Below are 22,627 nucleotides of genomic sequence, written 5' to 3'. Positions count from 1 at the left end.
CACGGATCACCTGATTCGTGGTGTAGTAGCTCCCATCCGGAGAAAAAGCGTTCTGTGCTTGTCTCGAGCTTGTCGATTTAGGTTGGTCAGAGCGTATGAGGAGCACTCACGTGCATTGCAACGAATTTCCAGCCATCTTGATTCTCTAGTGTGCCGCTCCAACGAGAACTAAAACTACGACGGATACCGGTCGTGGTATCCGTCCATGCCATATCCACGGTATCGCTAAACCAAGCGTAATCATCTCGTTCAGTTACTCGCAAGTCGTGGCTCGTTATTCTCCATTCTTTAGAGTGGCAGGTTTGCTCACGAAGACCCTCGGCTACTTCTTCGTAGCCAGTAAGTTGCTCAGAAATGCCAAATTTGACTAATGAGTCATCTGGTGCGAAATACACAGACAACTGGTCACCTTGCCGAAGCGCTTCGTAATAGTCTTCAACAACCGTTTCAGCATTTCTGGCACACATGTTGTACGAAATATACTGCCGCAGATTGAAATCTCTTCTGTACAATCCAAGCGTTGAGTTTCCTCATGGACCACAGAGATCATTGAAATCCATGCTCTCGATGATTCATCGACCTTGCAGGTCATACCCGAATCATCTAACAACCAAGTGAGTACGTCGCCATCAACGTAGTCGATTTTGTACACCATAACTTCATCCCCAATCGTTCAAATCGTCCTCGATGTGATCAAGCCGATCTTCTAAATCCTCCAGTTGTTTTTGCTGCTCGATGAGCATCGAAATCAGCGCTGGAATCTCAACGAACCGGTGATTCTGGAGGCCACTCGCGTCAGCATGGGCACGAGCATATTCGAAGAGCCGATCGAATACTACCTGGTCAGCGTGTCGGAGTGCCCGCCGATACTCTTGCCACCGCGACTCCATCGCCCGAAGCAAATCACGATACGTCATATTAGTACGCCCCATTCGCGCTCACCTCCGGAGAAACGTCAGCATCAACCATCGCCGGATGCCGATTGGCGAGAATACGCTTCCAATACGCGAGTGTCGTTTGCACTAACCCATTCTCAAGTGGATACACCAACGTCTCGTACTCCTCGCCCGTGAAACGTGGCCCGTACGGCGTCTGTTCACAGCGGATGGTGTTGTCTGCTCGCTCTCTAATCGGTGCCGTCAGTGTATCATTTGTGTGCTGGGTCACGAGTACAAAGATGTCGTACGTCTCCGCAATTTCGCTGATGAGATCGACAGCCGTCGCGAGCATCCGTTCACTGTTACCACGAGACAAATCCTCTGACCGATAAAACCAGTCGAACGCGGGGAGGACGGCAATCGTAGTCTCGTCCGTGAGTTCAGGCGCAAGATCTTGACAGAGACTCTGGTGTTGCCACGGCGTAAACGCACGCGCAATTCGGATGCGGTCAAGAACGCGCATCGACGGGGCGATTCGTGACAGTGGTTCTGTTGTCCCGTGGCCATGGGCGTCCACCCAGACGGCTGAGCCATCTTCGAGAAGTAACTGGTCGAGAACAAGCGATTGTAACGCCCCGGTTGCTCGCTCGTCCGTTTCGAGCAGTGTGATTCCACTATCGAGGGTTGGGAGTTCTGATTGAACGTGGCGTATCATCACAGATAGACATATCGTTGGAATCGTACATAGGCAAGACAGGGTCGTTTCCAATCCTTCCGAAAGAAACAATCAACGGAGTCGGTAGGTACGGGCGCGATTCTTTCCCTCGGCGATGACGAGTCGGTAGTGTTCCATTTTCTGCAGATGGTTTCTGACGGTTCGATTCGTTTTCGGGTCGTCGACGCGCTCCTGATAGAGTTCGTAGAGTTCCCCAGGGTTGAGTTCACCCTTTTCATCTAAAATCTCGTAGAGGGCACGCTGATGGGTGTTGAGTTGATCGATGGTTTTCTGGCGCACTTCGTGACGACCATCAGGGACTGCTTCCCGCACAATGTCGGTCGTGATTTGATCGGTACTTGCCTGGTCGGCACGACGTGCGGCATTTCTGAGAATGCCGATAGCGACCCGTGCGTCCCCCGCTGCGGCGTCAGCGATCAGGGCCAATTTCTCGTTTCCAATAGCATTTTCCGAAAGTCCCCATCGAGCGCGAGTGTGGAGGATCGCAACGAGTTCGTCGAGGTGATACTTCTCGAACGGAATCCTGACGCATGTCTGTAAACGACTGGTCAAGCGCCCATCGAGCTGGCTGAATAGTTCTTTTTCGCGATTGGCGATGAGAATCATCGAGATGTTCCGCATCCGATAGAGGTCATATAGCACACTCTTGTCTTCGAGTTGGTCGACTTCGTCAAGAATGACGACGAATTGTGGGCCGTCGTACCCCTGAAGGCGATCGAGCAGTTCGTCTTTGGGCGTGGAACGGCGATGGATATCGACGGTCTTGCTGATACCTTCGAGAATGCGGTAAAGCACTTGGAATCGGGTGTGATCTTGCCAGCAGTTGACGTATTGGGTGTTGATGTCAAGGACGTTCTCGCGCAGGCGTTCGACGGTGTAGTTGGCGATACAGGTTTTCCCCACGCCGGATGGCCCAAGCAAGAGTGAGGTTTCTCCGGTCTGCCCGTCCATGATGGGTTTCAGTGTGTTTGAGAGCGCGTTGACCTCCGGGTTTCGATGCTCAACTTCGTCAGGAATGAATTGTGGCTGCAGGACACGAGCATCGTGAATCATGCTCGTGTCTATTCTGCCCGATATAATAAACGGAAGTGGGCAATTTCCGATTCTTCCGATACATATGACTCAAATCAACGCCTGTGGAAATTGCGCTCCCTACGGATACCCACTCGGAATCTGCAAAGCGCATCGTGGAAACGGGAAACCTCAGGGCTTGACCCCGAGGCACTCGGCCTGCCTGTAGAATTGTGTTTGGCCAAAGACGCGATTTTCACTATGATGAAATCAGTCGAATCAATGAACTGTGTGAAAAGTGCTCATAGAACAAGAATTTATACTGCCTTTCCAGTAGTCTACGCTGCATCGATGACTCAATCCATAAAGAGACCACTGAGCTGTGATAACGCAGTCGCACTATCCGACGTAACAAGCTCCGGAAACCTGATTTTTGGAAAAAACAGCGATCGACCTGCGTTCGAGTGTCAGCCGATTGTCTACGGAGATGCGAAGAGTCCACCTTCAGATGCGACGTTACAGCTCACAAACTGTATCCTCTCACAGCCATCAGAAACGTATGCGACACTTGGAAGTGCTCCATACTGGTGCTGGGGCTATGAATTAGGAATCAATGAGCATCATGTTGTCATCGGAAATGAAGCTGTCTTTACGAAGCCTTGGAAGGCGGCACTCGACGCTGCGGATCACGGTGAACCTCCGAAAAAGGGGATTTTAGGAATGGAGTATGTACGCCTTGGTCTGGAGCGAGCGACAACGGCCGAGGGAGCAGTCGATGTTATCAGCAATCTCCTCGAAGAATACGGGCAGTTCGGTTCAGCGGTCGCGGGAGAGGGTCTTGAGGACGGTACATACGACAATTCGTATCTCATCGCTGACCCGAATGAGGCATGGATTCTCGAAACGGCTGGCCGGCGATGGGCAGCAAAACGAATTTCGACTGGATCGGATTCGATATCGAACGAACTGTCGATTCGACATTCCTGGACGAGAGGATCGGACGATTTGATCGCGAACGCAATCGCACAGGATTGGTGGCCAGAAGGACGTGAACCATTTGATTTCGCCGACGCATACACCGACCATGAGACCGCTCTGCAAGTCTCTCGTATCAGGTATAAACGTTCTCAGCAGTTGCTAGATACCCTCACCGACGACAATGAGTTCAATATCGAATTAATGCAACAAATTCTTAGAGATCATTACGAAGAAACATTTCTCGATGGACCGAAATTCAACGCGACACTGCCAGATTTTCTGACAATTTGTATGCACGCATCTCCGGCAGAATTTACGTGGGGAGATAGCGTCAGCTCAGCTGTTTTTGAGTTGCCACCAACCGATGAAAAATTTGCGAAACTGTGGTGGACACCTGGACCCCCCTGCATTGGTGTCTATATCCCATTTTACGTCGAGAGTGGAACCGTCCCGTCAGTAGTTTCGAACGCTGGAACGGCAACCCGCCAGGTAGCGCATCCAACCAAGGTTAGCAAAGATGAGGCCAAAGAAGAGTCGTATTGGTGGGAGTTCAAACAACTACTAATGGCCATGAAGGGAGACGAATACGGCCGGGACTTTGAAACGAACCGCGGAATCGTCCGCAGTCGTTTTGACAAGTTAGAATCAAAGTTCCGCCATCAAGCTGTTGACAGAGAGGAGAAAGCTCGTGAATTCTATGACAATGGACAAAATGAAGCGGGAAGTGAAGTACTGGCATCGTTCACTGAAGCCTGTGTCTCAGAAGTTCGTGGTGAGATAGATCGACTACTACAGATGCTCAGATAAATAATCATCTGAAACCACTCATTGGTAACTCATTCCAGGTGTGACTCATTGAAATGAGAATATGGGACGACTCGGACCCAGACAGTACCACTTACGTGCCAACGTTACCACCGGCGGTTCCCCTCGTTCGTGGAGCGCGGTGAGCATCAACATATCTTCGTCCGACAGTCGTTCCTCTTCGGAGTCGTTTGATTCGTGAAGTTCGCCTGCGAGTCGCATCTGTCGTCGCTCCTCGCGGTCCACGAATTCCTCGAATGCGAATGGCGTGTCGGGCCACGACGCGGGCTCATCGACGGCAGACAATTACGAGTCAATGGAATCCACTCTCCATGAGTTTGACAAGCGGCAATACGATGAGTGAGAGTCACTCAGCAAGCCGTCACAGCTATTGTCATTCGTCGTCGCCGTTACGCGGAATGCAACCTAGTCATTTGAAAATAAAGGGGAAAATAGAGGGTTTGGAACTAACTCAATTGCTGGCTCTCGACAGACAAGGCACTGAACAACAAAATGTACTCAACTCGTGGGAAAGGAGGTTAGGGAGGGAATGTCAGCTCTCACAACCAGCCACAGCGATAGTGTCAGGTAATGGCGTCAGAGTATGGCGTCGTACTGGCCGTTGTGAGAGCGTATTTTCACCAACGTTATCGAGAATAAAATAATTTTGTTAGATATAGATCATATATATTACATATTTATTAAATATATTAATTAACTTATGAGGGTCTGGTATTATTGTTGGTTTTTTCTCGCAAGTAGCAAAATATGACAGTAATCGGCGGTTACTCAACTATCTGGAGAACTAACAGAAAGTATGGCAAGTGAATCAATGACGACGCAAACAACGAGCTGGTTTGGCTCCACGACCGAACAGTCTGGCCCCCGTTCACCCCCTCAATACGCACTGGTCGCCTCTGCGACGATCAACCTCGAAGCATCGAACTTGGAGTTTGTTACAAGCGTTATCGATGTACTCATGGATGTGATAGAGCCGGCGACTGGCCAGACAACACTCTCGCTGTACGAATACGTGAACCCAGATGCGCTCGAAGACATCATCGGAGCAAGCGCGTCGAAAAAGAGTGACGTTGAGGTGCGATTCACAATCAAGGACTATCTTGTAACCGTTCGGAGCGACTACACCATACTCATCCACGAATCGCTCGATGCACCACAGTAGTCAGAAGATTACGTATTGGATTCTCCCCACAATCCTGAAAGCATCGATAAACAAATCACGAGAAGGGATCCTGGGCGAGAACCCGCGTCAGTTCGTGCATTCGCCCATGATCGTACTGCGTGAGATCATATCGGTTGCTATTGTTCCGTTCGCTGTAGGTGGAAAGGATACCAAGCTGAACACAAAGTGAGAGAAGATTCCGAGCATCTGGGGTGTGATCTCTGCTGTCTTGGTGGTTGCGAGCAATTGCTTCACAGTCGGGTAATTGTGTGAACTCGTTGCAAGCACCTGTTCGACCTCTTGTGCGTGCGATTTCAAAAGCCCATACTGGGCTGGTGCCCTCTCATGGAGAGTTTGCAGTTGGTTGCGAAGTGATTCCATCATCCTAAATCATACAATAATATGTTCTCGATGAATTTGGATCTTATGGGAAGAAATAAACCGGCGTAAAGTACTGCTTAGAGACCGCCCTTGCTATTCAGATCCGTAATCAGTGAGTCGGAGTTTGCCTTCGACTTCGTAAACATGGCCCTTCATGTAGAGTTGTTCGATGATATCCTCGGCAGCAGGTTGTCCCAGATCCTCTTCTTCGTTCAAAATCGTATAGGCATGCTCGTAGGTGAGTTCTCTCTCATCTGGGAGTCTCCTTGCGAGCGCGTCGAGCGCATCTTGCGCAAGTGGGGAGAGTGGTGATTTCCCATTTGGAACCATTCGTACTCTCAAATTCAACCACTTCACAGGTAAACCCTCGGACAGAGTCTACTTGTGACACTACCTAGCTCATTGTGACAAGGGGGAAGAGCAGACGGTATGGGAGGATGGGTTGAGCACAAGAACCCACATCGCCTGCTGGGAACGCTGACTGCATTCTATTCATGGAGAACGGTAGATAAAGTCTTCAGCCAACCAGAGCGGAAGTGAAACTGAACGCACCTGCGATAAACTTGAGTCTTCAATGTCGAGAATCTCTCTATCCAACCATGTATCGACGCGTCGCTGTGTCGCTTCGACCATCTGGTCACTGTATTCTGCGACCTGCTTTCGGGTGAAAAACGGTTGAAGGACGTCCCGCTGCCGACGCCACTGGTCACCTTCCGTCGCAATTATCCCATTCCCGAATGCAGTCTGAAAATCATCGCTTTTTTCAAAGGCATTGATTTCGGTCACAAGTGCCTGTGTAAAGTAGTCCGGATGAGCCACATAGATCCAGCCACGTCCTCACTGGTCCTGTACGCAAACTGTTCGCCGTACCAAGTGAAAAAGCGGCTCGTAGACGAGAAGAACAAAAAGAACTCATGGCGTGCGGTGACAGCCGTTCGGCGATGAGACGAATTCGCCACGCGGCGGAAAAACGGCTCAGGCGTCTTCTGGACGCGGGCGGATCTGAAGGAAGCGATCACCGCCATTGATGGCGAGAAACCGCACGGGACGACAATCACTCGCGTGTGGGACGCGCTCGTCGAACTCGGTGGCTCGGACATAACGGTCAAAGAGCGCCGCGTGAGTCAGAAACAAGAGAAAGTCGAGATCGTGGCGATGGACATGGACACAGCGAAAGGGCTGACTGAAATGCGGTATCACAAGTTCGATCTTTTCGAGGGTAGCGTGGTCATGGGTGGCGTCACACCCGTTGTGACCGGACGTGACGGGAGCGGGGTGTGAGAACGAGAAGAAAACAGAACAACGATGATATGTTGAACGGGACGTGACGTGTAGACCGCCCCTGGCCGCGTCTTAGGGCGCTTCCTCACGTCTCCAACGTTTCGTACTTGAGTCACAACTCAGGAAAAAGGCCCTTTTTATTCAGTAGTGTAACGGTATGTTACAGCTCCCTCGTGGTTTCGCTCTGGTGTCCGGTCACAACAGGTGTGACTTCTCACTCTCGTGATGAGTCTTTGAATGTAGCCACGTTCGTGTGATCGAGGTGTTCCTGCCGGTCTTCTGTGGAACGGGTGACGATCTCACTACATGGTTCAGTCGAAATCGTGTATTTTGGGGCCTCTATACTGGCTGTGCAGTCTCACCTTCTCACAACCTCGGAGGATGGAATTGTTGCGTGGTTTTATTTTATATCCACACCTCTCCAACCAGCCGATTAATAGATCTGCGAAGTTATTGCGTAGATGGTGGCGAAACCTTATTGGTATATCGTGAACCCTCTAGTATCGTCTCATCACGATCATGGACCGAGATGAAGAGCGTTCGTTCAAAGACCCCATCCACGCTACGATCTGCGGGGTCGACGTGCAGTTCCGTGTGGCATCAGCGAGAGAACACCGATTCCTTCCCGACGGTGCCGAAGGACATGATCAAATGTTTGAGGATATGTTTTCCGAAATGCACGAGGACGAGGTCTTTTTCGATATTGGAGCTCACATTGGCATCACTAGCTGTGTAATCGGTCGAAAGTACCCTAGGATCGGCATCGTCTGTTTTGAGCCCCATTCCCAGACACGGGAGAGCCTAAAGACGAACCTTGAGTTGAATGGGATCGACGCCATCATTATGGATTGCGCCATCTCAAATTCGGATGGGACAATAGCGTTCGATACTCGACACGACACACCTAGTGGGATGGGCGAAGTTCGCCATTCAGGGCGGGGGACGGAAACGCCCGTTCGAACGCTCGATGGGATCGTCTCGGATGATGGTGTCCCATCGCCGACGGTGATCATGTCGGACATCGTGGGCGAGGAAATCAACCTACTCCGTGGCGCCTCGACGACCTTCTCGTCGCCGTCGACGCGGTTGGCATATATCGTAACCCATGACCGACCATTAGAACGTCTTGGAAGTAGTAAGCAGGAAGTTGAGGAGCTTCTAAGAAGTTATGGGTTCGATGAGTTGGAATACCTCCGAGATAACTTCCTCAAGGCCAAGAAGTCGGGTCAGACTGGGTCACTATAGGATGCAATAATTACCAAGGAAAGCCATCAGTAGGATGAGAGCGGGCGTTCATGCAGTTGTGATATCTACTTCGTTTCTATCTATCATCTCTGACGAATCACTAGTTGGCAACGAGCTCCTTTGAGTCCGAAACGCCGTTCGTCTCAAGGTTGGACTAACGACGGAATTTGTGGGGTACCCCGTCATCGTGCAGAATCAGGATGATTTGTAGGAATCCATACTCTGAACCTCTGGAACTTCCGAGTGTTGCTTAAAACTTGAGACTGTGGCCCTCAATGCATAGAGTACTAAGCGACGTTCTTCGAACCACTACCTATCTGATTTATTACCATTATTTTGGAACTCGGTATTCGACGCTTAGAGAGTTTGTAGCTGCCGTCTATCATGGTATTACGGTACCATGGTAATCCCGTAACATGATCGATAGTAAACATTAATTGTATCGGGGTTGAAGAGGTGGGTATGGAGCGAAACAACACTCGAACTGATTATATCGAGTTGACACGGATTCGGGAGAACAATCTTCGAGACGTGTCACTCAAGATACCGAAAAAGGAGATCACGGTCTTCACAGGCGTCTCTGGAGCAGGCAAGTCCTCGCTCGTATTCGATACAATCGCTGCGGAGTCACAGCGCCAACTCAACGAACTGTTCTCTACGTTCACCCAGTACGGTCTGGCGAAGTACGGCTATCCGGATGCAGATTCGATCGAGAACCTCTCCACAGCCGTTGTCGTCGAGCAGAAACCAATTCAGGCGAACTCGCGGTCTACAGTCGGGACCTTCACCGATATTTTCGATCTCCTCAGGGTCCTCTATTCACGATTCGGCGAGCCTGATATCGGACCCACCTATGCCTTTTCATTTAACGTTCCAAGAGCATATAACGTCTCCACAGGCATGTGTCCGGAATGTGACGGGCTCGGAAAAACGGTGACTCCCGATCTTGAGAAGTTCCTCGACACATCGAAGTCCCTCAATGAAGGAGCCATCCAGTTCTCCCTGCTGAGCCAACAATGGCAGCGGTACGTCGATGCGGGCCTCTTCGACGGCGACAAGCTAGTAGCCAACTACTTCGATGATGAGTTGGAACTGCTTCTGCACGGCGAGACGACGTTTGAGTCCACTGCAAACGGAGAGACCGTCGACGTCAGTTACGAGGGGCTAATCGACACGTTTGTCCGTCGCTACATCAATCGGGACACAAGTTCACTGAGCGAACAGACCCATGAAGCAATTGAGCAGGTCACATCAGAAGGTGTCTGCCCTGCGTGCAACGGAACCCGCCTCAATGAAAGAGCTCGCAGCAGCGAGATTAACGGATACAATATCGCTGAACTCGCCGCGATGGACGTTGAGGAACTCATGGGCGTCGTCTCCAAGATCGAAGAACCTGGATCCGAAAAGGTAGTAACCGAGATATTGGACAGGCTCCAGCATCTCCAAACGGTCAGTCTTGAATATATCACGCTTGACCGGGAAACTCGGACACTCTCTGGTGGCGAATCCCAGCGGGTCAAGATGGTGAAGTTCCTCAATAGTAGTCTCACCGACTTGACCTATATTTTCGACGAGCCGACGATTGGGCTCCATCCTCGCGACGTTCACGGAATCAACGAGTTGCTTAAAGAGCTACGAGAGGACGGTAACACGGTTCTGGTCGTCGAACACGACCCTGATGTCATCGATATCGCCGATCATATCGTCGATATTGGTCCTGAGGCCGGTGAGAACGGTGGGGAGATCGTCTACCAAGGTGATGTGGATGGTCTCTACGAAGCAGATACCCTCACAGGACGGCATCTGAATCAGCGGATGCCGGTCAAATCGGTGTTCCGCGAACCAACTGGGCAACTGACGATATCCAATGCGTCACGGCATAATCTGCGTGATATTTCGGTCGACGTCCCAGAAGGTGTTCTCACCGCTGTCACTGGGGTAGCTGGGGCGGGGAAAAGCACCCTTCTCGACCTCTTCTTAGAGGAGCATCCAGACGCCGTCAGTGTGGACCAAAAGGCGGTTAGCACCACTACGCGGTCGGTGGTCGCGACATATACTGGAATGATGGATAAGATTCGAGAACACTTCGCGGCGGCGACTGGGGCAGACGAGTCCCTCTTCAGTTTCAATTCGGACGGGGCATGTCCCGAATGTGATGGGCTGGGGGTCGTCGAGACCGACTTAGCCCTCATGGATACCGTCGAATCGACCTGTGAAGCATGTGAAGGGCGGCGGTACAAAGACGAGGTGTTTCAATACACCGTACGCGGCCAATCCATCGCCGATGTCCTTGAAATGACAGTGAGCGAAGCGCTGGAATTCTTCGAGAACACGGCGATTCGGGGAATTCTCGAAGCGCTCAACGATGTCGGCTTAGGCTATCTCACGTTAGGGAGATCGCTTCCAACGTTGTCGGGAGGTGAATGCCAACGCATCAAGCTCTCGAATGAATTGCACAAGACAGGGAGCGTCTACGTACTGGACGAACCAACGACTGGACTCCATATGGCTGATTTAGAGCAAATACTCTCAGTTTTGAATCGATTAGTGGATGAAGGAAATACTGTCATCGTGATCGAACACAACCTAGATATCGTGAAGAACGCCGATTGGGTGATCGATATCGGTCCGGACGGTGGTAAACGTGGAGGGAAGGTCGTCTTCGAAGGAACTCCAGAACAACTCCTCGACGAAGAACACTCATTCACAGCAGAGTATCTACGAAAAACAGTGCAGTAATACAGGCCGGATCACCCCTCACGATGCTGAAAGCCACAGTAAGTGTGCCATCCGCCACAGACTAAGATAATCACTCGTCCGAAATATAGACACAGACGATACCTCATATCAAGTTCACATGTCCGACAACACTTCCAACATAAGTATTGATGAATGGATAACCGGTGAGTCAATCCCGTTCGACCTCGATTCATCCGCGAGCCTTGATGCAGCGATAGACGAGACCATCGCGGAACTCGGTGACGCAGTCGAATTGCTCGGGTTCGGTGAGCCTTTGCATGGTGGGGAGGCGGGGACACTGCCGACTTATATCTTCGCTGGTTTTGTACTGACGTCCCTTATTCGACCACAGGATACGCTTGCGTGGATTGGCAACGTGATTTTTGCACTGGTCGCCATTGGACTGTTGATCGCTACTGGTAACAGGGTGCGTAAGCTGGAATGACATCGAGCTTAGAAATGCAAGGTGACGCGACCGATGTGATTTGGTGAAACAAGGAACTGAAATCTGACAGCGAAATTTGGAGCGGTGTATTGAGATGTTCTATGTAGCAGATCGTTCACAACAGTACGCGGGCCCCCTCATCAGATCGAGAGCGTTGGTTTCCTAGACGTTCAAATCACGCGTTCAGTGGTACTCCCGAGATGGACCTCGCTCGTGCGACCATGTGCGCCCAGCGTGACGAGGTCCACGTCGTTCTCGTCAACGTAGTCGAGGAGTTCTCGGGCCATCTCTGCAATCTCGTCTAGGGCGGTGTTCCCGCTCTCTTGAGTAGTCCGACGATGCTCCGCAGAACGTCCTCGTAGGTGTAGGTGTTCGTGTCCACGACGTAGAAGGCGTGAACCGTTGCATTGTACATCTCGGCGATGTCGATGCCCTAATCGGTCTCGATACTTCCGTCCGTCGGGATAGAATATCGTCGTACATGGGCTCCTCTAGTGGCATCTTCAATTAGCGGCATCAATTAATCACGTGGGAGGTCACTCGCCTCGTTTGCTGTACGTGTCTTTCCCCCAACCAAAATCGGAGGCTTCCTCGTTCCGCTCGAGGTAGTCCTCCAGCGTCTCGTATACGGCTCGACCGAGATCCTGTAACGCGGCGTTGATCATCGAAACCGTGCTCGAATCGAGCGGCTCGGTCGTGTCCCGCTCCCACCAGTCATCCGGTATCGTCGGAGCGTCGAAGCGAAGCCGGTCTTCGGTCGGGTCCCAGTAGAAGTCGAACGCCTGAAACAGCCCGAGATCGCTGACGATCCGAACCTGCCCTTCGTCGAGGTCCGTGTATTCGGCCCATTCGTTGAACCCTTCCTTCCATGCGCCCTCCTGGAGCAGGTCTTCGAGATCCTCGCGGTAGAAGTCCTCTGATCCGAGCGTCTCCTCCTGCAACTCGAACTCGCGCGGCATCCCTCGGTTCGAGAGGTCTGGTGGTTCCGGTACCTCTACATCAAGTGCCATACGAACCGTTCCACCAGCAGAACAATAATGTCGGGTAACGATTCCCTGATTCCCCGCGTCTGCGCTGGTGTCGAACTCCCGGAAGTTCCTGTCACGTGACGGGGCGACTCTCACATCGTTGTACACTCCGTCACAGCGCTTCGGTCCTGACGCCGTACGCCTGTTCGCCAAGAGAATGGATGAGGTTGAGGGTGGCGTCTCACTGTCCTAGTGCTGCCGTTGAGAATCGACGCGTTTGCGCTTGAGAACGTCGTCAACAGCCCAGCACCCAAGATCGCGACCGCGCCAGGCAAGCCGAGCAAGTCACAGGCGACCTCGACCATTGCCGTCTCCCCGAACTGCCCGAGCCGGTCGGCACCGAACGCGCTGGTCGCGACAAAGATCGTCACGACGTAGAAGACGGTGACGATCAGGACCGAGCCGACCATCGCCAGCGGGAGGTATCGACCCGGCTGTTTGATCTCGCCCGCGACGGTCACGACCTGGGCGAACCCCAAATACGACGTGAACACGAGCACCGCGGTCGTCAACACCGGAAAGTATCCTCTGGAAAAGAACTGCTCCGGAACGGTTCCACCTCCGAACACGCCCATAGCGTCGAGAGCATCGTACGAAAGAAAGCCCGTGAGCACCACGAGGAGGATTCCAACCACCACGTTCTGAATCTTCGAGGTGTTCTCCGTGCCGCCGATGCTCACCGCCGTCAGAGCTGCCCCGAACAGCAGTCCAATCCCGATGACGGGACTGAACGGGAGTCCGACACCGAGTTCGGCGAATACGGCGCTCGCGTAGTGACCGAGCCCGACGAGATAGAACGCGGCGGCGAACATCAGGCTTAGCCACAACCCCAGCCCGACGATCGCACCGTAGGCTGACCCCATCCCCCGCGAGACGAAGTAGTAGCCGCCACCGCTCCGGGGCATCGCCGTGGCGAGTTCCGAGGTCGGTAGCGCCACGAGCAACGCGATCAACCCGCCTATCGCGAACGAGAGGGTGGCTGCGAGACCGGCGTTGGCGGCCGCCAGCCCCGGGAAGACGAAGATACCCGCACCGATCATGGTACCGATCCCGATCGCTAATCCGCCGACCAGCCCAATGGTCCGTTCGAGCTCGACGTCGTCGTGGACCGTCGTGTCGTCGGTGACAGCTTCCGGCTCTTCGACGGGAGCCTCACCAGCGATGTTCCGGCCAGCGGGTTCGGCGTCGACTGACTGATCGGCCATAGGAACAGTTGTCACAGTCGTCGGATAAAACCGCAGGCTGGATCGACGGTTCCGTACGGACGAGAGACGAGAAGTGAGACTGCCCCGAAAGCCTCCGGCCGTTCACGGCAGCTTCGCTGTTAGGCGCTCGGGAGTGGTCTTCGAACCGGGGACCCAGCTCATACACGGACGCCCCAGAAGAACGCGATCCCGAGGACAGTGACGATCGACAGGAGGAACTGCAACGGCGCGCCGACCCGAAGGAAGTCAGAAAACGTGTACCCACCGGGCCCGTAGACGAAGAGATTTGTCTGGTATCCCACCGGCGTCATGAACGCCGTCGAGGCTGCGAATGTGACCGCCAGGACGAACGCGAACGCGTTCGCCCCGATCGACTGGGCGGTGTTGGCAGCCACCGGAATCATTAACACGACACTCGCGTTGTTGCTGATGACGCTCGTCAACAGCCCGGTCGCGAGGTAGAAGACCCACAGGACACCGATTACGGGCAAGAACTCCCCCGTGGAAGCAACGGCATCGCCGAGCAGCGCCGCAGCCCCCGTCTGTTGCAGGGCGATACCAAGCGGGATGACGCCGGCGAGGAGGAAGATCACGTTCCATTCGACGGATGAATAGAGTTCTGTCGGCTTGAGGACGCCGGTGAAGATCATTGCCACGACGCCGGCAAGTGCTGAGACGACGATCGGGAGAATGTTCAGTGCCGGCAGTGCGACCACGCTGGCAATGATTCCAACCGCGAACGGGATCTTTTCGGTTCGGTAGGTCACCTCGTCGAACTCGTGGGCGACAATGAAATCCTCGTTCTCGACGAGTCGCGTAAGGCTATCAGGCGGTGCCTGAACCAAGAACGTGTCGCCGACGCGAATACGGATGTCCTCGAACCGATCCCGGACGATGTCTCCACGGGTGCGAAAGGCCAGAACGTTCGCGTCGTAGCGCTGTCGAAACGATGAACTCGCCAGCGTTTCGCCAACGAGAAACGATCCCGACGGGATGACGACTTCGACGAGCACAGGTTCTTCCTCCTCCGGATGCAGGTCGTCCTCGGTTCGCGGACCGCCTGATAGTGTGAGCCCTTCCGCATCTATGATGTACTCGAGTGTCTCTCGGTTCGTCCTGAGTCGGAGCGTATCGTTTTCGTGGATCTCTTTTCGAGCGAGCGGTTCGTCGAACTGCTCGCCGTAGCGAATCAGCTGTAACACGTCGATATCCAGGTCGTCGTCGCCGAGCGCCTCCCGGACAGTCTGGCCGATCAGTGGTGAGTTCGCCGGGACGACGACGTCAGCGAGGTACTCCTGGAGAGCGTACTCCTCGACGAGGTCCTCGTCAGCCGGAATCCGTTTGGGAAGGAGTCGAACGCCGATCGTCATGAGATAGAGGGCACCGACGGCGAAGACGATGACACCGAGTTTGGTGAACTCGAACATTCCAAATGCATGTAATCCGAGCCCGGGCGACTCCGCACCGAGCTGGGCCGCGATATCACTCGCGAGGATGTTCGTCGATGTCCCGATGAGTGTGAGCGTCCCCCCGAGCATCGATGCGAACGATAGCGGCATCAGTAGCTTCGACGGCGACGTTTTCCCTTCGTGTGCGAGATCGGCGATTACGGGAACCAGAATCGCGACGACCGGCGTGTTATTGATGAATCCCGAGACTGGGCCAGTGACCCCGACCGTCGCGGCGAGTTGCTTGCGTCGGTCGGTCCCGGCGAAGGCAGCCATCTTCCGGCCGATCAACTGGACGAGGCCAGTTCGGTTGATACCCGTACTCAGAATGAGCATCGCCAGGACCGTGATCGTTGCCGGGTTCGCGAACCCGGAGATGCCCTCCCGAGGCGAGATCTGCGTCCACGGTTCGAGCACCATCAACAGAACCATCACCAAGATGGCGGTGACGTCGATTGGAAACCGTTCAGTCGCAAAGAGCACGAGCGCGAGGATAATGAGGGCGAAGACGACGAGCATCTCGGCCGTTACGGGCGTGGAAGCTAAGCCCTGAACGAACAGAGATGCTGAAAAGAACTTCATACCGAACGGAGGTGCCCCGGAGGGAAAAGGACTGGTTTTCCACACAGACACCTGCATCTCTTTCAGATGTCCGTTTCGCGGGAGCCGGAGACTGCTGGGAGGGTGTGGGTGGTTTTCCCTACTCGTCGTCCGTCTCCCGTACTGCCTGTGCCGCTCGAATCACGAGCTGTTCGATTCGGGTGTCATCAGACAGCCTCGACCTGAAGGACGTACCCGTTCGCATCAATCTGATCGCCCATTGAAGGAACTCTGCCGAGGCGACTAAAGACTAGTCCACCCATCGTCTCGACGTCATCGCTCTCGAACCAAGTGTCGAGCCGATCGTTCACGTCCTGAATAGGGACCCTTCCATCGACGACGTACGCTCCGTCGTCTCGCTTCTCGATGGACGGCTCCTGCGCAGCGGTATCGAATTCATCTTGGATATCGCCCACGATCTCTTCGAGGATATCCTCGATGGTCACAATGCCCTCGAAGACGCCCCACTCGTCGACGACGACGGCCATTTGACCTTCCCCACGCGTCTGAAAATCGGCGAGAATCGCGTCGATCTGACGCGTTTCCGGGACCGTAAGGACTGCTCGGGCGAGGTCACGCGCGGTGATCGGATCGTCCGAGTCGGTCTCGGTTTCACTCGCTCGCAGGATGTCCTTCGCGTGAACGAACCCGAGCGACTGGTCCTCCTCGTCGAGCACGAGATAGCGCGTGTAGATTCCCGTCGCGGCAACCGACCGGAGGTCCGGGAGCGACATCGAGGCGGGTACGGTCTCGACGTCCGGGCGCGGAATCATGACCTCGCGAGCGATCGTATCCCGCGTTCGAAGACTCTTTCTATTATCTCGATCTCGTCGACGTCGATGTGTCCTGCCTCCTCAGACCGTGTAAGGATCATTCGAATCTCCTCTTCGGTGTGTGTTTCCTCGCTTTCGGATGCCGGCGAGACATCGGCGAGGCGGGTGAAGTAGTTGGCTGTTCCGTTGAAGACGATAATGCTGGGCACGAACACGTAGTAGAAGAACTTCATGAGCAGGGAGAGGAGGAGCGCGACACGCGTGGCCTCCTGAATGGCGAACGTCTTCGGCGCGAGTTCGCCGAACAACACGTGGAGGAACGTGATGAAGCCGAATCCAATGACAAACGCGACGAGGTGGACCGCTCCCACAGGAAGCACTTGGCCGAGAACGGGGTCGATGAGTGCTGCCACGGCCGGCTCGCCGATCCAGCCGAGACCAAGCGAGGAGAGCGTGATGCCGAGTTGACTGACAGCCAGATAGTCATCCAGATTCTGGATGACGTCTGCACGAGTGCTGCCCCCGGTTTGCCGCGTTCGACGAGCGCGTTCACCTGCGTGGGCCGGACTTTGACGAACGCGAACTCCGCAGCTACGAAGACCCCGTTCATGACGACGAGGAAGAAGGCGAGAAGCAGTCCGCCCAGGGAAATCAGATCTACCATAGTCAATTACGGACGTGTGGACACTTGTAGGAGGTGGACATCCAGTAAAGGCAGCGGATGAGCATCGGCCGTGTTCGTCCTGTCAGCACGACATGTCTACACGCAGGCATCCAACAGTGAGACGGACCGATTGCCGCAGGCAGTTCGCGATCTCAGTCCTCGAATTCGCCGTCGTATTGTTCGTAGGTGATGGTCAGCCGTCCTGGCGTGGGCCGCTTCGCTGCGTCTCGAAGCACCTGGAACTCTCGCATGAGTTCATCGGCGTCGTCCGTCCTTTCTCGAACATTCTGCGATTCTTCTCGAATCGTATCATATACCCGCTCCAGAATGCGTCGAGCGGCGTACGAATCGGTCTTCGAGTCTATCTCGAAAGACGCTTCATAGTGGGACATGCTTGTAGTTGGTGCTCCACTGGAATAACTTCCCTTCATGTCCATGGTGGGGGATCGTTCTCTTGATCCGGGATGATTTTCGTCCCATCAAACTCATCAGTTCGGACTGCAGTAAGAATATACTCGGGGTCGCCTCCATTGAGAACGATCGTTCTGCATTGCGCCCGTTGAAGCATCTTCGCAGCGTGGAGGCCGATCGGTACACTGCTTCCAACGGTCATGTCGATATCGAGAATGAGGAAGACCAATTGACTCGGAGTCAGTTCGTCGAACGGTTCTGCGTTCGGCAAGTGTTCGAATCAGCACTAAACAGTCGACTCGAGACCGGACGCCGTTAGGCCACGCTCATCGTGACCAGATTCGTAACCTTACTATCATGGAGATCCGTGATATGTATCGACATACTATCGACAGGCTGCTGAACGAAGTTGCGGAGACAGAGCAGGGATCGTCGCGATCGACATCACTGAAGACGACCCCTTCACCGGCAGGTGTTTCAGTGTACGACGTCCACTATTTCGGATTCAGTTCCGACATAACGAGTTCGTCAATCATCTCTCGTGTTTCGAGAGGAGCATCGTCCCGACCGAGATGGATTTTTTTGACTGTCGCACCGACGATGAGGTCATCTATTGCGTTCGCCATCCGATACGAGTCAACTTCATTGAACACTCCCTGGTCGATCCCTTCTTGTATTATCGTACTGAAGTGATTAACCTGCAAGTCAAGGAACTCGTTGAACATCTCTCGGTGGTGCGGGTTGTGCTGCGCTTGCGACTGTAGTTCGTAGAGCGCAGCTGTGGTGGTCCAAAACTCTTCATCCTCCTCTCCAGTCCCGAGTAATGCACGGTCGATTTCCTCGTTCAGTTTTTTTGTTGGGTCGCCGTTGCTGGTACTGTCCAACTCTTCTTTGACGGCTTCGATAAGAACTGATAGCGTCTCCGTAACCAGCTCATCCTTACCGCTGAAATAGTGATTGATGAGTTGCCGACTCTTGTTCGATTCGGCGTCGATGTCACGGACTCGGAGATTCGCATATCCCTTCTTCGCTAACGCAGCAAGCGTCGCCTGAACGAGGTCTACGTAGGTTTCTTCTGGAATCGATTCAGGAGGGTGGGCTGTCATCGTGTATCCGATTGTTCCTACCTAAGAGTCGATTCCTATTGAGTAGTTCGTGTTTCCTCGGAAGCGAATATATTGGCTAATTTTCATCCAGTATATAATAGATTCTAGTTGAATATGCCGCCATGAACGGTGTTTTCCAAATGGAAAACTACATGCCAAAACACAATCTGGGTAATGTATGACTGAATCACCTCCAGATGGAGTGCAGAAATCAATCGGCATGGGGAAAACAGGTTATCAACGGCCTCATCAAGTTCCTGATTGGAGGATTTCTTCTCCTCGCAGTCTGGGGGGTATTCACTCCGCCATTCGGTCCGAGTCAGCGTGGAATAGAAACGCTCGAAAAAATCGGGGTACCAGCAGCACTGACCGTCGCTTGGATAGTAGTACTCGTCCGAATAGTACTTGGGGGGCTACTCGTCACTTCGGCGATCAAGAACCTCCAAGCGATTCATCGGGCGAAACGCACTGGTGCAGGAAAAATACGACCATTGTTCATATATAAGGCGCTCCGGCAGAGCACGAAACGCATCGCACCAGTTCTCGGTTTGCTCGTTCTCGCGCCGTGGGTCGGGGAGTATCTGCTCGGCAACATCCCACTCGGCATACTCGTTGCCCTCCCATTTCTGGTGCCCCTCTATGGCGGCGGTGCGCTATTGATCCGGGAGGTAACGCGCCGAACCAGTCGCGGATGGCCGACGATAGTGCTGCTGGGCGTAGCGTACGGCGTGATCGAGGCAGGCCTGGTTGACCAGTCGCTCTTCAATCAAACTTTTACTGACGTACCATCATTGGGTGTCACGCCCATCCCGAGTCTCGGCATCAGTGCCTACAACGCGATGGCCTTTATCGTCGGCCATGCGATCTGGAGTATCAGTATCCCGATAGCTATTGTAGAGATGTTGACACCGAGAAGAAGGACGACGCCGTGGCTAGGCAACGTCGGCCTGGCTCTAACTGGCCTCTTATATCTCCTGGGTTGTTGGATCATTTTCCAAGACCTACAGGTTACTGAGGAATTCCTGGCAACACCCGCACAGATGATCGGCGCTGGAACTGTGGCGCTCGCGCTTATCGTCACCGCGTTCTTTTTCGAGAAACGCCCGAAGGATGCCGATGGATGGGTGCCGAAGCCATGGATCTTGGGCACGGGCACGTTCGTTTGGATAAACGCGTTCTTCCTGCGACCGGAGAGCTGGGCCGGAGTGCTATTCGGTGCTGTATTTCTCCTCGCGGGAGCACTGGTCCTTTTCCGTCTCTCAAGGCGGCGAGAGTGGAGCGTCCGCCACGAGTTCGCGCTAGTGGCGGGGACACTGCCGACTTATATCTTCGCTGGTTTTGTACTGACGTCCCTTATTCGACCACAGGATACGCTTGCGTGGATTGGTAACGTGATTTTTGCACTGGTCGCCATTGGACTGTTGATCGCTACTGGTAACAGGGTGCGTAAGCTGGAATGACATCGAGCTTAGAAATGAATGGTGGCGCGGATTTAGATATGATGAACACAATACGAAAGTGGCTACAAAGCGATCAAGCGGCTCATGGCCGCCACAACCTCGAAGAACTTCGTTTTACGATTCTACTACTTCGCATTCGCATGCCGCTTGTACTCGATCTGTCGTGCAGTCGATTTACTCGTCCAGGTCGAGTTGACTAGCGAGTACAAGCGGTCACCTGTTGTGACGGCGAATACGGTGCTCACGCTGCTAAAGCGGACTGGAATCGGCTAGGAACCCTGTTTCAAGGCAATGAACGCTGGGTGAGCAGCGGCAGCTCTGGTTCGAATCATCGTTAATTCGTCCAATCATTAGAAATATGACTAGAGACGGCGTCTGTGGTTCAGTTTGAGACGCTTGTAGAGGGATGGATTGTCCCAAATCGTGCATTCTGGGGTTGCTATTGCCTGCGTAGTCTCATCTTCGAAACCAAGAATTTAATATAGCAACATACAATGTATGTTTTTCAAAACAGTCGAATTCAACGTTTATAGGCCTTCAAGTGAGGTTTTACACTGGACGTGGTGGTGTGTGGATCACTTCCCCATTTAGCCCTAAGCGGAAGTGCACAGGAGACGGGGGTATCCCACGAAACGATGCGCGAACACTACTCTCCAAATCCGCTGAAAAAAGAATGAAACCAAACAGCAGCTTTGCTCGTCGTCTGCACTCGACTCGTAATCGCCCGAACCCTGAATCGGAGCCGAACTTCCATCTCCATCTGACGACGAATCTTCTGATCTAGAAGTCGTAACAGAATGATCGCTGTCAGTTATCGATACGGACATCATGTTGGGTTATAATGAGGGTTCCCTCGGGTTTTGATTGAAGGAACAGGCGGTACCTCCCAGGAGTCGGGAATTTAGCACCAAATTTGACACGGCCGCTGTCTGGACTTGTCTCTTCGGGGTGGACATGCAGATAGGCGAGGTCACCTTCTCGAAGGGCGACGAGATGGCCGAGTGCACCTAAATACGAATCCAGCCGTGAAACGTGGTCGCCATTACGGCGTATTTCGAATGTTAGCTCTGTAGTTTCACCAGCTGAAACCTCGTCAGACGAGAGTTCGACATGGTATTCAGCGGTCGTTGCGTGGCGCGCGGTTTCCGGGCGCGCCGCGACTTCTAGTGGTCCTGGAGCGAAGATATCGAATCCAAGTGTTATCGGTCGACCGTCGATCATCAGATCGAGAAATGCACGGTAGATGCCAGGGTCAGGGAGAGTGAACGCTTCGACACGCCACGTTCCATCGTTTTCGAGCGTCGGATGGAGATGCTGGAATCGAGTCAGGTCTCGACGGACAACGATCAGATGACCCCGCTGCCCATGTGCTTCATCGAACTCGGTTCTGATCGTCCCATCTGGAGCGACGATGTGGAACTTCCAGTCTGACGGTTCACCAGGACTGAAGCGCGTGGTCACCGGTACAAATCGAAATCCATCCGCGTGTACTGATAACCCCCCCAACGTAGCGTGTCCACCTGACCCGTAGCCTCGTGGAGAATCGGTATCGTCGTGATTAGTGTGGTCTTCCATGGCCCACCCTTCGATTGCCACTGGTTTACCGGTTTCTTCGAGTCTACTCGTCCCTCCTCCTGGAGTCGCGTCGATGTCGATTCCGCTATGTCGGTGATGTATCTGGAACGTGATCCATGTTTCATCTTACCGAACAAGCATGTTGTACAGCTATGCAAAGGCGTAAATGAAGACGAAGCTAATGATAGCTGCTTCAATCATGCCCGCCACCGTCCCGACGACGGTTGGTTCAAAGAAGAGGTGCCACTGCTCCATCATCTCGACCACTCCCTCGTAGACGCTGACCGCTCCGAATACACCGGGAAGGAACATGACGACGGCAGAAACGACTGCTGCGGCGCCACTGTGTGCCAGCGCATCAAGTTCTATCGTTTCGTGAGCGGTTTCCATTTCATACTCTCCGCGGTTGGAAGTCGTGGTGCTCATGGGTGAAGATACGTCAAGCTAGTTCAATTGCATTTTTGCTTATATTCGAAGTCACACGTCGTAACACCGATTCGGCATTGCTCCCTTCGAAGCCAAATGAAAGGCAGTAACGGGTCTAAGTAATAGTCCAGTACAAATGTTTCTAGATGAATATGGTTGCATCGAGTAGAGTAATGGGTTCAGTCACTCGCGAGGAAATGTTCTGGCCGAACACTCGCAGCATCGACAGTCTTGCTAGATATTATCTTAC

Annotated in this window: 23 protein-coding genes and 4 pseudogenes; 9 read left to right on the top strand and 18 right to left on the bottom strand. The window is 53.4% G+C overall.

From position 1 onward, the window contains the following. Positions 1 to 86: 86 nt before the first annotated feature. The 4 genes from LIX15_RS22415 to LIX15_RS22400 all read right to left on the bottom strand — a co-directional run bounded on the left by LIX15_RS22415 (position 87) and on the right by LIX15_RS22400 (position 2,667). A complete protein-coding gene (locus LIX15_RS22415; protein ID WP_227777027.1) occupies positions 87 to 467 on the bottom strand; it encodes an AtzH-like domain-containing protein in 381 nt (126 codons plus the stop codon). A gap of 192 nt (positions 468 to 659) precedes the next feature. Further along, positions 660 to 932 (bottom strand): DUF8156 family protein, encoded by a 273-nt coding sequence (locus LIX15_RS22410; RefSeq protein ID WP_227777026.1) that lies wholly within the window; start codon positions 930 to 932, stop codon positions 660 to 662. Beyond that, positions 919 to 1,593, bottom strand: coding sequence for a P-loop NTPase family protein (locus tag LIX15_RS22405; RefSeq protein WP_227777025.1), 675 nt, complete (start codon positions 1,591 to 1,593; stop codon positions 919 to 921). Before LIX15_RS22405 ends, LIX15_RS22410 begins: the two co-directional genes overlap by 14 nt. 72 nt (positions 1,594 to 1,665) lie before the next feature. Further along, positions 1,666 to 2,667: a Cdc6/Cdc18 family protein gene (locus LIX15_RS22400; protein ID WP_227777024.1), complete on the bottom strand. Its 1,002-nt coding sequence runs from the start codon at positions 2,665 to 2,667 to the stop codon at positions 1,666 to 1,668. Positions 2,668 to 2,976: 309 nt separating this feature from the next. On the opposite strand from LIX15_RS22400, the gene LIX15_RS22395 reads away from it, so the two are divergent. Beyond that, the gene (locus tag LIX15_RS22395) at positions 2,977 to 4,410 is read left to right on the top strand and encodes a C69 family dipeptidase (protein WP_227777023.1); all 1,434 of its coding nucleotides are present in this window, start codon (positions 2,977 to 2,979) and stop codon (positions 4,408 to 4,410) included. 45 nt (positions 4,411 to 4,455) lie between these two features. Here LIX15_RS22395 and LIX15_RS22390 read toward each other — a convergent pair whose 3' ends face one another. Continuing rightward, the gene (locus tag LIX15_RS22390) at positions 4,456 to 4,713 is read right to left on the bottom strand and encodes a hypothetical protein (protein WP_227777022.1); all 258 of its coding nucleotides are present in this window, start codon (positions 4,711 to 4,713) and stop codon (positions 4,456 to 4,458) included. A 511-nt stretch (positions 4,714 to 5,224) separates the two neighbouring features. On the opposite strand from LIX15_RS22390, the gene LIX15_RS22385 reads away from it, so the two are divergent. Next, positions 5,225 to 5,590 (top strand): HalOD1 output domain-containing protein, encoded by a 366-nt coding sequence (locus tag LIX15_RS22385; RefSeq protein WP_227777021.1) that lies wholly within the window; start codon positions 5,225 to 5,227, stop codon positions 5,588 to 5,590. Positions 5,591 to 6,064: 474 nt separating this feature from the next. Here the strand turns inward: LIX15_RS22385 and LIX15_RS22380 are convergent, their stop codons facing one another. Together LIX15_RS22380 and LIX15_RS22375 are read right to left on the bottom strand one after the other, a co-directional pair. Further along, positions 6,065 to 6,301, bottom strand: coding sequence for a hypothetical protein (locus LIX15_RS22380; protein WP_227777020.1), 237 nt, complete (start codon positions 6,299 to 6,301; stop codon positions 6,065 to 6,067). 162 nt (positions 6,302 to 6,463) lie between these two features. Beyond that, complete coding sequence (locus LIX15_RS22375) at positions 6,464 to 6,790, bottom strand: cytochrome P450 family protein (RefSeq protein WP_227777019.1); 327 nt, start codon at positions 6,788 to 6,790, stop codon at positions 6,464 to 6,466. Between the two features lie 243 nt (positions 6,791 to 7,033). On the opposite strand from LIX15_RS22375, the gene LIX15_RS22370 reads away from it, so the two are divergent. From LIX15_RS22370 to LIX15_RS22355, 4 genes are all read left to right on the top strand, one after another. Next, entirely contained in the window at positions 7,034 to 7,252 is a 219-nt protein-coding gene (locus tag LIX15_RS22370; protein ID WP_227777018.1) for a hypothetical protein, read from the top strand. 519 nt (positions 7,253 to 7,771) lie between these two features. Then, on the top strand, positions 7,772 to 8,497 hold the full coding sequence (locus tag LIX15_RS22365; RefSeq protein ID WP_227777017.1) for an FkbM family methyltransferase: 726 nt from the start codon (positions 7,772 to 7,774) through the stop codon (positions 8,495 to 8,497). 462 nt (positions 8,498 to 8,959) lie between these two features. Beyond that, the gene (locus LIX15_RS22360) at positions 8,960 to 11,236 is read left to right on the top strand and encodes an ATP-binding cassette domain-containing protein (RefSeq protein WP_227777016.1); all 2,277 of its coding nucleotides are present in this window, start codon (positions 8,960 to 8,962) and stop codon (positions 11,234 to 11,236) included. A gap of 118 nt (positions 11,237 to 11,354) precedes the next feature. After that, entirely contained in the window at positions 11,355 to 11,681 is a 327-nt protein-coding gene (locus tag LIX15_RS22355) for a hypothetical protein (RefSeq protein ID WP_227777015.1), read from the top strand. Between the two features lie 170 nt (positions 11,682 to 11,851). Here LIX15_RS22355 and LIX15_RS22350 read toward each other — a convergent pair whose 3' ends face one another. The 8 genes and pseudogenes from LIX15_RS22350 to LIX15_RS22320 form a co-directional block, all read right to left on the bottom strand. After that, complete coding sequence (locus LIX15_RS22350) at positions 11,852 to 11,968, bottom strand: universal stress protein (RefSeq protein WP_227777014.1); 117 nt, start codon at positions 11,966 to 11,968, stop codon at positions 11,852 to 11,854. 249 nt (positions 11,969 to 12,217) lie between these two features. Next, positions 12,218 to 12,691: a DUF7992 family protein gene (locus LIX15_RS22345; RefSeq protein ID WP_227777013.1), complete on the bottom strand. Its 474-nt coding sequence runs from the start codon at positions 12,689 to 12,691 to the stop codon at positions 12,218 to 12,220. A gap of 212 nt (positions 12,692 to 12,903) precedes the next feature. Further along, a pseudogene (locus LIX15_RS22340) lies at positions 12,904 to 13,914 on the bottom strand (APC family permease); the annotation flags it as partial. A gap of 158 nt (positions 13,915 to 14,072) precedes the next feature. Continuing rightward, positions 14,073 to 15,881, bottom strand: a complete 1,809-nt coding sequence (locus tag LIX15_RS22335) for an SLC13 family permease (RefSeq protein ID WP_227777531.1) — start codon at positions 15,879 to 15,881, stop codon at positions 14,073 to 14,075. A gap of 248 nt (positions 15,882 to 16,129) precedes the next feature. After that, positions 16,130 to 16,735 carry a transporter associated domain-containing protein gene (locus LIX15_RS32930; protein WP_265338429.1) on the bottom strand — a complete coding sequence of 202 codons (606 nt, stop codon included), beginning with the start codon at positions 16,733 to 16,735 and terminating at the stop codon, positions 16,130 to 16,132. After that, positions 16,732 to 17,345: pseudogene (locus LIX15_RS32925) on the bottom strand (CNNM domain-containing protein). Before LIX15_RS32925 ends, LIX15_RS32930 begins: the two are co-directional and overlap by 4 nt. A gap of 206 nt (positions 17,346 to 17,551) precedes the next feature. Continuing rightward, the gene (locus LIX15_RS22325) at positions 17,552 to 17,791 is read right to left on the bottom strand and encodes a hypothetical protein (RefSeq protein WP_227777012.1); all 240 of its coding nucleotides are present in this window, start codon (positions 17,789 to 17,791) and stop codon (positions 17,552 to 17,554) included. Between the two features lie 35 nt (positions 17,792 to 17,826). Continuing rightward, on the bottom strand, positions 17,827 to 18,081 hold the full coding sequence (locus tag LIX15_RS22320) for an amino acid kinase family protein (RefSeq protein ID WP_227777011.1): 255 nt from the start codon (positions 18,079 to 18,081) through the stop codon (positions 17,827 to 17,829). Positions 18,082 to 18,101: 20 nt separating this feature from the next. Here LIX15_RS22320 and LIX15_RS22315 point away from each other — a divergent pair. Then, a pseudogene (locus LIX15_RS22315) lies at positions 18,102 to 18,280 on the top strand (transposase); the annotation flags it as partial. Between the two features lie 24 nt (positions 18,281 to 18,304). Here LIX15_RS22315 and LIX15_RS22310 read toward each other — a convergent pair. Then, positions 18,305 to 18,916, bottom strand: a complete 612-nt coding sequence (locus LIX15_RS22310; protein ID WP_227777010.1) for a TetR/AcrR family transcriptional regulator — start codon at positions 18,914 to 18,916, stop codon at positions 18,305 to 18,307. Positions 18,917 to 19,113: 197 nt separating this feature from the next. Between LIX15_RS22310 and LIX15_RS22305 the strand changes: the two genes are divergently transcribed. Then, positions 19,114 to 20,376: a hypothetical protein gene (locus tag LIX15_RS22305; RefSeq protein WP_227777009.1), complete on the top strand. Its 1,263-nt coding sequence runs from the start codon at positions 19,114 to 19,116 to the stop codon at positions 20,374 to 20,376. A 48-nt stretch (positions 20,377 to 20,424) separates the two neighbouring features. Then, positions 20,425 to 20,649, top strand: a pseudogene (locus tag LIX15_RS22300) (transposase); the annotation flags it as partial. 534 nt (positions 20,650 to 21,183) lie between these two features. Here LIX15_RS22300 and LIX15_RS22295 read toward each other — a convergent pair. Both LIX15_RS22295 and LIX15_RS22290 read right to left on the bottom strand, forming a co-directional pair. Beyond that, positions 21,184 to 21,951 (bottom strand): DUF8832 domain-containing protein, encoded by a 768-nt coding sequence (locus LIX15_RS22295; RefSeq protein ID WP_227777008.1) that lies wholly within the window; start codon positions 21,949 to 21,951, stop codon positions 21,184 to 21,186. Positions 21,952 to 22,101: 150 nt separating this feature from the next. After that, positions 22,102 to 22,377 (bottom strand): hypothetical protein, encoded by a 276-nt coding sequence (locus LIX15_RS22290; RefSeq protein WP_227777007.1) that lies wholly within the window; start codon positions 22,375 to 22,377, stop codon positions 22,102 to 22,104. Positions 22,378 to 22,627: the final 250 nt, after the last annotated feature.

Origin of the sequence: Haladaptatus pallidirubidus (genome assembly GCF_020700235.1) — an archaeon.
GTDB lineage: Archaea > Halobacteriota > Halobacteria > Halobacteriales > Haladaptataceae > Haladaptatus > Haladaptatus pallidirubidus.
The sequence above is the reverse complement of the archived record's forward strand: the minus strand, read 5'-3'. Positions and strand labels throughout refer to the sequence as shown.